The sequence below is a fragment of the Streptomyces sp. NPDC008238 genome (assembly GCF_042956445.1).
Taxonomy (GTDB): domain Bacteria; phylum Actinomycetota; class Actinomycetes; order Streptomycetales; family Streptomycetaceae; genus Actinacidiphila.
Window position 1 is genome coordinate 172,963 of sequence record NZ_JBIBGK010000007.1, and the last position, 12,676, is coordinate 185,638.

At 72.3% G+C, this 12,676-nt stretch carries 7 protein-coding genes; 4 read left to right on the forward strand and 3 right to left on the reverse strand.

All coding sequences use genetic code 11. From position 1 onward, the window contains the following. Nucleotides 1-170 precede the first annotated feature (170 nt). From ACFZAU_RS18030 to ACFZAU_RS18045, 4 genes are read left to right on the forward strand one after another with little or no spacing between them, the layout of a single operon-like run. Nucleotides 171-1,919 carry a stealth family protein gene (locus tag ACFZAU_RS18030; protein ID WP_500552940.1) on the forward strand — a complete coding sequence of 583 codons (1,749 nt, stop codon included), beginning with the start codon at nt 171-173 and terminating at the stop codon, nt 1,917-1,919. Next, nucleotides 1,916-2,890: a hypothetical protein gene (locus ACFZAU_RS18035; protein WP_500552941.1), complete on the forward strand. Its 975-nt coding sequence runs from the start codon at nt 1,916-1,918 to the stop codon at nt 2,888-2,890. The genes ACFZAU_RS18030 and ACFZAU_RS18035 overlap by 4 nt, the downstream gene beginning before the upstream one ends. After that, nucleotides 2,887-5,760, forward strand: coding sequence for a stealth family protein (locus ACFZAU_RS18040; protein WP_500552942.1), 2,874 nt, complete (start codon nt 2,887-2,889; stop codon nt 5,758-5,760). The genes ACFZAU_RS18035 and ACFZAU_RS18040 overlap by 4 nt, the downstream gene beginning before the upstream one ends. 55 nt (nt 5,761-5,815) lie before the next feature. Next, a complete protein-coding gene (locus tag ACFZAU_RS18045; protein ID WP_500552943.1) occupies nt 5,816-7,201 on the forward strand; it encodes a hypothetical protein in 1,386 nt (461 codons plus the stop codon). An 84-nt stretch (nt 7,202-7,285) separates the two neighbouring features. On the opposite strand, the gene ACFZAU_RS18050 is transcribed toward ACFZAU_RS18045, so the two are convergent. The 3 genes from ACFZAU_RS18050 to ACFZAU_RS18060 all read right to left on the reverse strand — a co-directional run bounded on the left by ACFZAU_RS18050 (nt 7,286) and on the right by ACFZAU_RS18060 (nt 12,668). Next, nucleotides 7,286-9,415 (reverse strand): 3-hydroxyacyl-CoA dehydrogenase NAD-binding domain-containing protein, encoded by a 2,130-nt coding sequence (locus ACFZAU_RS18050; protein ID WP_500552944.1) that lies wholly within the window; start codon nt 9,413-9,415, stop codon nt 7,286-7,288. Beyond that, entirely contained in the window at nt 9,412-10,632 is a 1,221-nt protein-coding gene (locus tag ACFZAU_RS18055) for a thiolase family protein (protein ID WP_500460298.1), read from the reverse strand. Before ACFZAU_RS18055 ends, ACFZAU_RS18050 begins: the two co-directional genes overlap by 4 nt. A 794-nt stretch (nt 10,633-11,426) precedes the next feature. After that, on the reverse strand, nt 11,427-12,668 hold the full coding sequence (locus ACFZAU_RS18060) for an HRDC domain-containing protein (protein WP_500552945.1): 1,242 nt from the start codon (nt 12,666-12,668) through the stop codon (nt 11,427-11,429). Between the last annotated feature and the right edge of the window lie 8 nt (nt 12,669-12,676).

Genomic DNA, 12,676 nt, shown 5'->3' on the forward strand with positions numbered 1-12,676 from the left:
CCTCGGGGCGGGGGGTGTGATGACGTCAGCGGTGGTGCGGGCGGTGGGTTCCCGCGTCGGGCGGCGTGGCGTGCTGACGGTGCCCGACAGTTCCTGGGTGGTGCGGTAGTTCGGTGGTGAGCCTCAACAATCCTGAGGCCAGCGCACTTGTGTCGACATATCGATCGCTCGTGCCTGCCCGCGCGCGCCGCCGGATCATCCGTGGCGTCCCCCAGCCGCTGCGCAACGCGGTGAAGCGTTCGCTCACCCTCGCCGACGACACACGGTCCGCCGTGGTCGTGCGGGCGCTGGGCGGCAGGGGCGGCAGCGGCCGGCACAGCCTCGCCGGACTGGCCCGTGTCGTCCGGGTGGACGGCAGGCACGTGCGCGCCGTCGTCGTCCCCGAAGTCACGGCCTGGGCCGCCCGCGCACGGAACCTGCACCTGCTGGTCGAGGCGTTCGAGGAAGCCGGCATCGACTACTTCTGCGTCCGCGGGACGTCCTCGGCCACGCCCGGCGTCGCGGTGCCGGCGCGCCTGCGCGGCGCCGTCGAGGAGGTGCTGCGGGAGGCCTTCGAGCGCGAGCCCGGATACGTCGGCCCGGTCACCGGGGGCCAGATGCGCACCGGGGGCTCCGCCGGCGTGTGGCGCAGCCTGCGCGGCAACCGCGTCCTGCGCGTCGTGTGGAACGTCTGCGACCCGACCGGGAACCTGGTCTTCGGCCGGGACTCCGGCTGCGACCTGGAGTTCTGGGCCGAGGAGAACGGCGAGCTGGTCGCGCCGCGGCCCAACCGCGTGATGACCCAGACCCCCGTGACCGCCGAACGCTGCTGGGCCCCGCAGCGGCTGTTCAGCCCGCTGCCGGACGCCTACACCTCGGGCCACGCCCGTACCTTCCCCGAGTTCACCGCTCCGCTGCCCGAGGACCACCCCTTCCCGATCGACGTCGTCTACACCTGGGTCGACGACTCCGACCCCGTCTGGCGCGCGGCCAAGGACCGGGCCCGCCGGGCCCTCGTCTCCCGTTCCGAGCAGGGCCTGCACGAACAGGCCGCCAACGACTCCCGGTACACCAGCCGGGACGAACTGCGCTACTCGCTGCGCTCGCTGCACCAGTACGCGCCCTGGGTGCGCAACATCTACCTGGTCACCGCCGGCCAGCGGCCCGCCTGGCTCGACACCACGTTCCCGGGCCTCAGGGTCGTGGACCACCGGGAGATCTTCTCCGACCCCCGCGCGCTGCCGACGTTCAACTCGCACGCGATCGAGAGCCAGCTGCACCACATCGACGGCCTGTCGGAGCACTTCCTCTACCTGAACGACGACGTCTTCCTCGGCCGCCCCGTGCAGCCCGGGCACTTCTTCCACCCCAACGGGCTGAGCAAGTTCTTCACCTCCAAGGCCCTCATCCCGCCGGGCACGGTCACCTCGCAGGACCTCCCGGTCAACGCGGCGGGCAAGAACAGCCGCGGACTCATCGCCCAGCAGTTCGGCACCGTCATCTCCCAGAAGATGAAGCACACGCCGCACGCGCTGCGGCGCAGCGTGCTGGCCGAGATCGAGCAGGTGTACGCCCAGGCGCACCGCAGCACCCAGAACTCCCGCTTCCGCTCGCCCCACGACGTCCCCATCACGTCGTCCCTGCACCACTACCACGCGTACCACTCGGCCCGCGCGACCGCGGGGGAGCTGCGCTACCTGTACGTGGACCTGGCCGACGAGCTCGCCGGCCGGCGTCTGAACGTCCTGCTGGCCAAGCGGAACTTCGACACGTTCTGCGTCAACGACACCGTGGTGCCCGAGGACCGCGACGCCCAGGCGCGGATGCTCGACACCTTCCTCACCAGTTACTTCCCCGTCCCCAGCCCCTACGAGGACCCCGGATCCGAGGGGCGACCCGCACCGCGGCGCACCGCAGAGTTGGGAACCACCCGCGAATGACCGTCCGACCCCACCGCCAGGGCCTCCGCCGCAGGGCGGCCGCCGTACGCAACACCCTGTACCGCCGCGCCGCGGCCCTGCGCACCTCGCTGATGCTGCGGTTCTTCCTCCCCCTGAGGGCCCGCAGGACCGCGCGCCTGCGGTACGCGGCCGTCCTCGACGGACAGACCGTGAACCTCCACGCCGAGCTCCCCGGCTCCGTCACGGGGACCGGCGAGGCCGAGATCGAGCTGAGCCGCCGGCGGCGGACCCACCGCACCCCGGCCCGGGTGTACGAGGGGCAGGAGGGCCGGCTGCTCATGGACGCCGCGGTGCTGCTCGGTGACGAGGTGGGGGGCGCCCCGGTCGGAACGGGCCGGTGGAAGATCCGCCTGCGGCTGCGCTCGGGAGGGCGTTCCCGGACGCTGCCCCTGCTGCTCGTCGAGCCGCCGGTGCCCTACGACGGCCCCACGATGCCGATGGCCGCCTCGCCGGTCACCGGCCGCCGGTACCGGATCGGGCGGACGGTGACCGGGAACGCGCGGGTGGTGACCTCGGCCGCGCGGCCGGGTGCCGAAGTCCTCAAGGTGGACCTGTCGCACGCCGGTCTCACCGTGACCTTCCGGGTCTTCGGCACCGAGGTCGCCGAACCGTGTGTGGAGTTCACCGCGGCGGGCCGCCGGATCCAGCAGCCCGTGACCGCGGGCGGCGACGGTTCCTGGCACGTCGTCGTCCCCCTGGCGCAGATGACGCCGCGCCGGCGGGCGACCGAGCACTGGGACGTCGCCCTCTGCTCCCGGGGGAGGCGGCCGATGCGGCTCGGACGCCGGCTCCACGACGTGCGCAATCCGCTGCGCGTGTTCGCCGTCCAGCAGGCCGTGGTCGCGCCGCACGGACAGGACCCTCGGGTCGTCCATCCCCGCTACACCCCCGCGGGCAACTTCCGCGTGACGTGCACCCGCATGCCCGAGGCCGGGGAGCGGGCCCGATGAGGATCACCTTCCTGCTGACCACCGCCGACGCGGTGGGCGGCACCGAACGGGCCGTGTTCAACCAGGCCTCCGAACTCGCCGCCCGCCACGACGTGCGCGTGCTCAGCGTGTTCAAGAGCCGCGCCGAACTGTTCTTCACACCGGACGAGCGGGTCCGCGTCGACTACCTCGTCGACGTGACCGGTCCCGTGCAGCGCCCGCTGCGCGGCACCGGTCTGGACGACCAGGCCTGCGCCGCGCTGGCGGCGCTGCCCAGCGACATCGTCGAACGGGACTGGGAGGCGGCGTTCAACCGGCTCTCGGACGTCGAGCTCGAACTCGCCCTGCAGGACACGGACACCGACATCCTGGTCACCACCACACCGGCGCTGATGGCGCTCGCGGTGCGGCTCGCGCCGTCCCGGGTGATCACCGTGCACCAGGAGCACCGTGTCTCCGAACTGCGCGGCACCAGTGGTGAGCCGTTGCTGCGGCACGCCGCGCGGCTCGACGCGCTGGCCGTGCTGAGCGGCCGCACGGCCGACTGGTTCGCGGAGACCCTGGGCCTGAGCGCCCCCCGGATCGCGGTGATCCCCAACGCGTTGCCCGCCGGGTTCCGTCCCCGGTCGACGCTGGAGAGCAGGACGGTGGTGATCGCCGGCCGTCTCGTGGCGGAGAAGCAGATCGACCAGGCGCTGGAGGCGTGGTCGCTGGTGGCCCCGCACCACCCCACCTGGACCCTGCGGATCTTCGGCGACGGGCCGCTCAGCGGTGCCCTGCGCCGCCAGATCACCCAGCTCGGACTGCACGACAGCGTCCAGCTGAACGGCAACTCCCCGCACCTGACGGAGGAGTGGGCCAAGGCCAGCATCGCCCTGATGACCTCCCGGAACGAGGCCTTCCCGCTGGTCCTGATGGAGGCGCAGGCCGCCGGGGTGCCGGTGGTCTCCTACGACTGCCCCAACGGCCCGCGGGAGATCGTCCTCGACGGGCAGACCGGCGTGCTGGTGCCGCACGGCGACGTCGGGACCCTCGCCGGCCGCCTCGACCAGCTCATGGGCGACGCCGCGCTCCGCCACCAACTGGGCGCCAACGCCCTCGATGCGATCGCCCGCTTCGCGCCCCCCGTCGTCACGGCGCAGTGGGAGGGCTTCTTCCAGGAGCTCGTCGACCTCCGCGCCCAGGGCGGCCGGGCCTCGGCGAAGGCGGACCGCCAGGCGCTCCACGCCATGTACAGCGGGTCGGACGGTGCCGTGAAGGCGGCCACCCCCGCCCCCGCCACCCAGGTGCGGTCGGGCAGGCAGCGCGGCATCCAGGAGCGGATCGCCAAGAAGCGCCCGTCGCTCGTCCACAACGGCGGCCAGCTGTGCCGCGTCACGGACGCGGAGTCGCCCTTCGACATCGTCCAGGCCAACCTCGCCTTCGCCGCCGACGTGCTGGAAGCGGCGTCGATCCCGTACTTCGTAGTGCGCGACAGGATGATCCGCCGCACGGTCGCCGTCCACGCCTCGCACCGCGAGGCGTTCCTGAAGGAACTGGCCGACCGCTACCGGAACGAGGCCGTGTACGCCGCGTTCCTGGACGACCGGCAGAACCCGATCACCACCGTCTTCGCCGAACTCGCCACCGACTTCCTCGAACTGCCGTGCTCCGGCGTCCGCGTGTACCAGAGCGTGGTGTCGGTGTCGCAGACGCTGCGCCTCGGCGAGGTCTACGGGTGCACCGTCTCCTTCTGGGAGGACGACCCCGAGGACGGCACCGTCTTCGTCTCGCCCGCCCGGACCCTGATCGGCGACCGGGTCTCCCAGCGGGCCATGGAACGGGTCCCCCTGACCCTGTCCGGGCGCGCGTACTCCTCCATCGCGCCCTACACCCGGACCCTGCACGACGACGTCACCTTCCCGATCGACGCCGTGTACACCTGGGTCGACGGCTCGGACATGGCATGGCTGGAGCGCAAGAACGAGGTGCTGGCCCGGCTCGGGCTGGAGACCGTGGACGCCGCCGCCAGCGCGGCGCGCTTCCGCAGCCGGGACGAGCTGCGCTACTCGCTGCGCTCGGTCGACATGTACGCCCCGTGGATCCGCAACGTCTACATCGTGACGGACCGCCAGGTCCCGGCGTGGCTGGATACCGCGCACCCGCGGGTCCGGGTCGTCGACCACACCGAGATCTTCGGGGACCACGGCGCCCTGCCCACCTTCAACTCGCACGCGATCGAGAGCCGGCTCCACCACATCGAGGGCCTGGCGGAGCACTTCCTCTACTTCAACGACGACTTCTTCATGGGCCGGACGGTGCAGCCGGGCCTGTTCTTCCACGGCAACGGGCAGGCCAAGCACTTCCTGTCGCCGACCGCGGTGCCGATGGTGCCGGCCACGGAGGCCGACGACTTCAACATCAGCGCCGCGAAGAACAACCGGGAGCTGATCGCCGGCTCCTTCGGGCAGTCCCTGACGCACTCCTTCCTGCACGCGCCGTACGCCCTGCGGCGGAGCGTCATGGCCGACCTCGAGGAGGCCTATCCCGAGGTGGTCGCGGCCACGTCGGCCAGCCGGCTGCGCAGTCACAGCGACGTGTCGATCGCCTCGTCGCTGCACCACTACTACGCGTACCACACCGGGCGCGGCGTGCCCGGCTCGATCTCCTGCGGATTCGTGAACGTCGGCCTGGGCGAGCACCGGACCCGCCTCAACCGGCTGCTGACCACACGCCCGAACGACGTGTTCTGCCTCAACGACTTCCACGACGGCGACGTCCCCGAGGAGGAGCAGGACGCCATCCTCGCCGCCTTCCTCCCGAGCTACTTCCCCGTGGCCGGCCAGTTCGAGACGGGTTCGCCCCGCAACGCCCTCCACCACGCCGGCCGGCTCCCGGAATGGCCGTTGTGACCCGCACCGTTCTCCGGGCCGCGGCTCCCACCGGGGCCGCTGAAAGGACGTCAGGATGAAGCTCTGCATCATCGGCAACTCCGTCGCCGCCTCGCGGACGGCGCAGGAGGCGCCGCTGGCCGGATGGGGCCAGAGCCTCGCGGATTTCCTGCAGCCCTCGTGCTCCGTGCGGAACTACGCCCGGGACGCGATGACCCTCCGCGACTACTACCCCACCCGGTTCGTGGCCCTCCTGAACATGCTGGAGCCGGGGGACCTGGTCGCCGTCGAGTTCGGCGCCGTCGACCAGCGGATCAACGTCCCGAAGCGGTACCACAGCCCCCGCGAGTTCAAGGAGTTCCTGTACCTGTACGTGGACGGCATCCGCGGCGAGGGCGCGGTGCCGCTGCTCGTGACGCCGTCCGCGCGCTGCGTCTTCGACCCCCACGGGGCCGTCCTGGACACGCACGACGGCTACCCGCAACTCGTGCGGGAGGTGGCCGCGGAGACCGGTGCCGCGCTCGTCGACCTGAACGCCATCACGACGTCGATGCTGCAGGAACTGGGCTGGAACAGGGCCCGGCAGTACTACAACTGGCTGGACGCGGGGGACCACCCCAACTACCCCGACGGCAACGTCGACTCCTCCCACTTCAACGAGACCGGAGCCCGTGAGGTCGCCAGGCGCTTCGCCGGGGCACTCCAGGACATCCCGGGAATCCCCCCGGGGCTGGTGGACCCGCGCACGCTGACCCCGTCGATGTTCCCGCCCGTCGTGCCGGAGTTCACGGTGGAGAACCCGGAGTCGGCGCTCCACTCGCCCGTTGCGTCCGCGGCGCCGCCGGTCCATGCGTCGCCCTCCCCGTCGGCGCTCGTCAGCCCCCAGGTGAAGTTCACGGGCAAGGCCGACGCGGGCACGTCCTACCTCCTGTTCTTCGAGAACGGGACCTACCTCGGCGGCACCCGGGTGGGGCAGAACGGGGTCTGGCAGTGGCGGCGCCTGGTCGGCTGGGCGGCCGGCGACCACGTCCTGCAGGCCGTGGCGATCACCGCACAGGGCCCCTCGCAGGCGACGGGCCTGCCCTTCACCGTGCTGGACCGGGTCGAAGCCCCGGTGGTGGCCGGTCCCGCCGACGGCGCCTGGAGCGGCCCGCGTCCGCGGTTCTCCGGCACCGCCGCCCCCGGGGTGTCCAAGGTCATGGTGCTCGAGGGGGAGCGGCTGATCGCCGAGGCCGCGGTGAAGGACGACGGGACCTGGAGCGTCACCCACCCGCACGACTGGCGGCCCGGGACGTACACGGTGGAGTTCGTGGCGGTCTTCAGCGCGCTCTCCTCGCCGCCCGCCCGGCACACGCTCAAGGTCCACGGCATCCCCGACGGGAACTGGATCAAGGAGTCGGTGCACGCCCGGGTGAGCTGCGGCGACTCCTGCGACCACCACCCCTTCGCCGGCCGGTGGTGACCCCCTCCTGACACGGGTCCTGACACAGGTCCGCCCCGGCGCCGTGCTCGGCGCCGGGGCGGACCCGTCGGTACGGCGGTGCGGCTACGCGGGCACGCTCGCCACGCCCGGGGCCAGGAACGGCTTGCCGTTCACCCGCTCCGAGACGCCCTCGCGGTCCAGGTACGGCGTGATGCCGCCCAGGTGGAAGGGCCAGCCGGCACCCGTGATCAGGCAGAGGTCGATGTCCTGCGCCTCGGCGACGACACCCTCCTCCAGCATGATGCCGATCTCCTGCGCGACGGCGTCCAGGACGCGGGCGCGCACCTGCTCCTCCGTCAGGACGCTGTCGCCCTGCACCAGGAGCGCGGCGACCTCCGGGTCCAGCTCCGGCTTCCCGGAGTCGTAGACGTAGAAGCCGCGCTTGCCCGCCTTGACGACGGCCGCGAGGTTCGCCGAGACCGTGAAGCGGTCCGGGAAGGCGCGGTTGAGCGTCTCGGAGACGTGCAGGCCGATCGCCGGGCCGACCAGCTCCAGCAGCACCAGCGGGGACATCGGCAGACCGAGCGGCTCGATGGCCTTCTCCGCGGTCGCGACCGGGGTGCCCTCGTCGATGACGTTCTGGATCTCGCCCATGAAGCGGGTGAGGATGCGGTTGACGACGAACGCCGGGGCGTCCTTGGTCAGCACCGCGGTCTTCTTCAGCTTCCTCGCCACGGCGAACGCGGTGGCCAGCGACGCGTCGTCGGTCTGCTCGCCGCGCACGATCTCCAGCAGCGGCAGCACCGCGACCGGGTTGAAGAAGTGGAAGCCGACGACCCGCTCCGGGTGCTCCAGCTTCGAGGCCATCTCGCTCACCGACAGCGAGGAGGTGTTGGTGGCCAGGATCGTCTCCGGCTTCACCACCGCCTCGACCTCGGCGAACACCTGCTGCTTGACGCCGATCTCCTCGAAGACCGCCTCGATGACGAAGTCCGCGTCGCCGAAGGCGGCGGCCTTGTCCAGCGAGCCGGAGACCAGGCCCTTGAGGCGGTTCGCCCTGTCCTGGTTGACTCGGCCCTTGAGCAGCAGCTTGTCGATCTCGCCGTGGACGTAGCCGACGCCCTTGTCCACGCGCTCCTGGTCGATGTCGGTGAGGACCACCGGCACCTCCAGGCGGCGCGCGAAGAGCAGCGCCAGCTGCGAGGCCATCAGACCGGCACCGACGACGCCCACCTTGGTGACCGGGCGGCCCAGGTTCCTGTCCGGGGCGCCGGCCGGGCGCTTGGCGCGCTTCTGCACCAGGTTGAAGGCGTAGATACCGGAGCGCAGTTCACCGCCCATGATGAGGTCCGCCAGGGCCTCGTCCTCGGCGTCGAAGCCGGCCGACAGGTCGCCGTCCTTGGCGGCGGCGATGACGTCCAGCGCCCGGTACGCGGCCGGGGCGGCGCCGTGCACCTTGGAGTCGGCGAAGGCACGGCCCTTGGCGACGGCCTCGTCCCACGCCGCGCCACGGTCCACCTCGGGGCGGACGACCTGGATCTCGCCCTTGAGGACGGCCGCGGTCCAGGAGAGCGACTGCTCCAGGAAGTCCGCGCCGTCGAACAGCGCGTCGGCGATGCCCAGGTCGTAGACCTGACCGCCCTTCAGCTGCTTGTTCTGGTTGAGCGAGTTCTCGATGATCACGCTCACCGCGCGCTCCGCGCCGATCAGGTTCGGCAGCAGCGCGCAGCCGCCCCAGCCCGGGACCAGGCCCAGGAACACCTCGGGGAGGGAGAACGCCGGGATGGCCGACGAGACGGTGCGGTAGCCGCAGTGCAGGCCCACCTCGACGCCGCCGCCCATGGCCGCGCCGTTGTAGTACGCGAAGGTCGGCACGGCCAGCCCGGACAGCCGGCGGAAGACGTCGTGGCCGCCCTTGCCGATGGCCAGCGCGTCCTCACGGCGCTTCAGCAGCTCGACGCCCTTGAGGTCGGCGCCGACCGCGAAGATGAACGGCTTGCCGGTGAGGCCGACGCCGACGATCTCGCCGTCCGCGGCCTCCTTCTCGACCTGGTCGATGGCGGCGCTCAGGTTCGCCAGCGACTGCGGGCCGAAGGTGGTCGGCTTGGTGTGGTCCAGGCCGTTGTCCAGGGTGATCAGGGCGAAGCGCCCGGCGCCCAGGGGCAGGTCGAGGTGGCGCACGTGCGCCTGCGTCACGACCTCGTCCGGGAACAGCTCGGCGGCGCCCTTGAGGAGCTCGGCGGTGGTGGTCACTTGCTGCCTCCGTCGAAGTGCGGGTTCTCCCAGATCACGGTGCCGCCCATGCCGAAGCCGACGCACATGGTGGTCAGGCCGTAGCGGACGTGCGGCTGGTCCTCGAACTGGCGGGCCAGCTGCGTCATCAGCCGGACGCCGGAGGAGGCGAGCGGGTGGCCGAACGCGATGGCGCCGCCGTACTGGTTGACGCGCGCGTCGTCGTCGGCGATGCCGTAGTGGTCCAGGAAGGCCAGCACCTGGACGGCGAACGCCTCGTTGACCTCGAACAGGCCGATGTCGGAGATCGACAGGCCCGCCTTGGCCAGCGCCTTCTCCGTCGCCGGGACCGGGCCGATGCCCATCACCTCGGGCTCGACGCCCACGAAGGCGTACGAGACCAGACGCATCTTCACCGGGAGCTCCAGCTCCCGGGCGACGTCCTCGGCGGCGATCAGCGAGGCGGTGGCGCCGTCGTTGAGGCCGGCCGAGTTGCCCGCGGTCACGTTGCCGTGGGCGCGGAACGGGGTCTTCAGGCCCGTCAGGCTCTCCAGCGTGGTCCCCGGGCGCATCGGCTCGTCCGCCGTGGCCAGGCCCCAGCCGGTCTCCCCGCCCTCGGGGGAGGTGCGGCGCACCGAGACCGGCACCAGGTCCTGCTGTACCTTGCCGTTCGCGTACGCCTTCGCCGCCTTCTCCTGGCTGCGCACCGCGTACTCGTCGGCGCGCCGCTTCGTCAGGTGCGGGAAGCGGTCGTGCAGGTTCTCCGCCGTCATGCCCATGAACAGCGCGGAGTCGTCGACCAGCTTCTCCGACACGAAGCGCGGGTTCGGGTCCACGCCCTCGCCCATCGGGTGCCGGCCCATGTGCTCCACGCCGCCCGCGACCGCCACGTCGTACGCCCCGAAGGCGACGCCGCCGGCGACGCTGGTGACCGCGGTCATCGCGCCCGCGCACATGCGGTCGATGGAGAAGCCCGGGACGGACTTGGGCAGCCCCGCCAGGATCGCGGCCGTACGGCCCAGGGTCAGTCCCTGGTCGCCGATCTGGGTGGTCGCGGCGATGGCGACCTCGTCGATGCGCTCCGGGGAGAGCGCGGGGTTGCGCCGCAGCAGCTCCCGGATGGACTTGATGACCAGGTCGTCGGCACGGGTCTCGTGGTAGATGCCCTTCGGGCCCGCCTTGCCGAACGGGGTGCGGACGCCGTCGACGAAGACGACGTCCCTAGCGGTACGAGGCACGTTGGCTCTCCTCAAGGTGCGGGTTCGCTTGCCGCGGGCAGAAGACGGCGGCTCCGGCGTACATGCTACTCGTGGGTAACCGATGTGCACAGTGCGGGTGGGGCGCGTCACACGCCGATCTTCCTCCGGCGTTCCCGCGTTCGGGTCGTTCCTGGCTGCCGGTTGGGTTTCTCCCCCACCCGCCCTCCCTCCCCCAGCCTTCGGCCGGGGGGACCCCCATGGGCGCACCCCGCCACACCCCCTCCGGCCGGTTTGCGCGCACAACCGCCGGTGGGGGGTCAGATAGGCGTGCGGGGGTACCCGGAAGCGCTCACTGACCCCGCGGCCCCGTGGTTCAGGCCCGCATCGGTCGGCACCGGGTCCGCCGCCCGTCCGTCTCAGCCTTCGGCCAGGGGGCGCACCCCGACACACCCCCTCCCCTTGTGCGGGCGCAGGGTGTCCCGTTGGGGGTGCGTTAGGCAGGTGCCGTGCCCCGGCCTGCCTTGTGACCACCCACCGGCCGTTGGTCGCCGTCGATACGGAGGGGGTGGGGTCGTAGGGGTGGGCGTTCTGGACGCTGACGTGTATTTGATGTGCGGCACAGACGGCACCGGCGAATGCTGCCCGTCATGCACATAAATATGCGGTACAGAATGCCCACCCCGGAGGCCCTGCCCCCGGACCACCCACGCACAGAGCGCAGACCCGCACCAATCGCGCCGGGCAATCGGGTGGGAGGGCGGGCGAACAGCCCGCCGCAGGCGCAAACAACCCGCACACAACAACAAGCCGCAACCACGGACCCCGGGCAATCGCTACGCGGGCGGCTTCGCCGCCAGCGCGGTCGTGAGGATGGGCGTCGTCAGTTCGACCTGCCAGGGGCGGGCCCCGGCCCCCTGGAGGAAGGCCGACACCGACTCGGGGCTGCGGTCGCGCGGGGGCGCCCAGCACAGGCGGCGGACGGTGTCCGGGGTGATGAGGTTCTCCTGGGGGAGGTTCAGCTGCTCGGCCAGTGCCGAGACCGCCGCCCGCGCCGCGGAGAGCCGGGCCGCCGCGGCCGGGTCCTTGTCGGCCCAGGCGCGCGGCGGCGGGGGGCCGGTGTAGGCGGGGCCGGGCTGCGGCAGGTCGCGCTCGGGGATGCTGCGGGCGTGGTCGATCGCGGCCTGCCACTGCTCCAGCTGGCGCCGCCCCATGCGGTGCCCGAACCCGGGGAGCGCGGCCAGCGCGTGCGCGTTGGGGGTGGCCTCCAGGGACGCGGTGACGATCGCCGCGTCGGTGAGGACCCGCCCGGGGGAGACGTCCCGCTCGCGGGCGATCCGGTCGCGGAGGTTCCACAGCTCGCGCACGACCGCCATCTGGCGGCGCCGGCGCACCTTGTGCATGCCGGACGTGCGGCGCCAGGGGTCGACGCGGGGCGGGGGCGGCGGGGCCGCGGCGATGGCCGCGAACTCCTGCATGGCCCACTCCAGCTTGCCCTGGGCGCGCAGCTCCTCCTCCAGCGCGTCGCGCAGGTCGACCAGGAGCTCGACGTCGAGCGCGGCGTACCGCAGCCACGGTTCGGGCAGGGGGCGGGTGGACCAGTCGACGGCGGAGTGGCCCTTCTCCAGGGCGTACCCGAGGACGTTCTCCACCATCGCGCCGAGCCCGACCCGGGCGAACCCGGCGAGGCGGCCGGCCAGCTCGGTGTCGAACAGCCGGGTGGGGCGCATGCCGGCCTCGTCGAGGCACGGCAGGTCCTGCGTGGCGGCGTGCAGCACCCATTCCGTGCCGTCCAGCGCGGCGCTGAGCGCCGACAGGTCCGGACAGGCGACGGGGTCGATCAGCGCGGTCCCTGCTCCGGTGCGGCGCAGCTGGACCAGGTAGGCCCGCTGCCCGTAGCGGTAGCCGGATGCGCGCTCGGCGTCGACGGCGACAGGTCCGGAGCCCGCGGCGAAAGCCGCGACGACGTCGGCGAAGGCCTCCGGGCTGGCGGTCACCGGCGGGATGCCCTCGCGCGGGTCCAGCAGCGGGACCGGCGCCGGGGGTGCTTCTGTTGCGGTCTCTCGGGCGTCGGTCACCAGTCAAG

Excerpts from the sequence above, each read along its gene's own strand:
- ACFZAU_RS18035 (WP_500552941.1), top strand. The coding sequence starts at position 1,916 with ATGACCGTCCGACCCCACCGCCAGGGCCTCCGCCGCAGGGCGGCCGCC.
- ACFZAU_RS18040 (WP_500552942.1), top strand. The coding sequence starts at position 2,887 with ATGAGGATCACCTTCCTGCTGACCACCGCCGACGCGGTGGGCGGCACC.
- ACFZAU_RS18045 (WP_500552943.1), top strand. The coding sequence starts at position 5,816 with ATGAAGCTCTGCATCATCGGCAACTCCGTCGCCGCCTCGCGGACGGCG.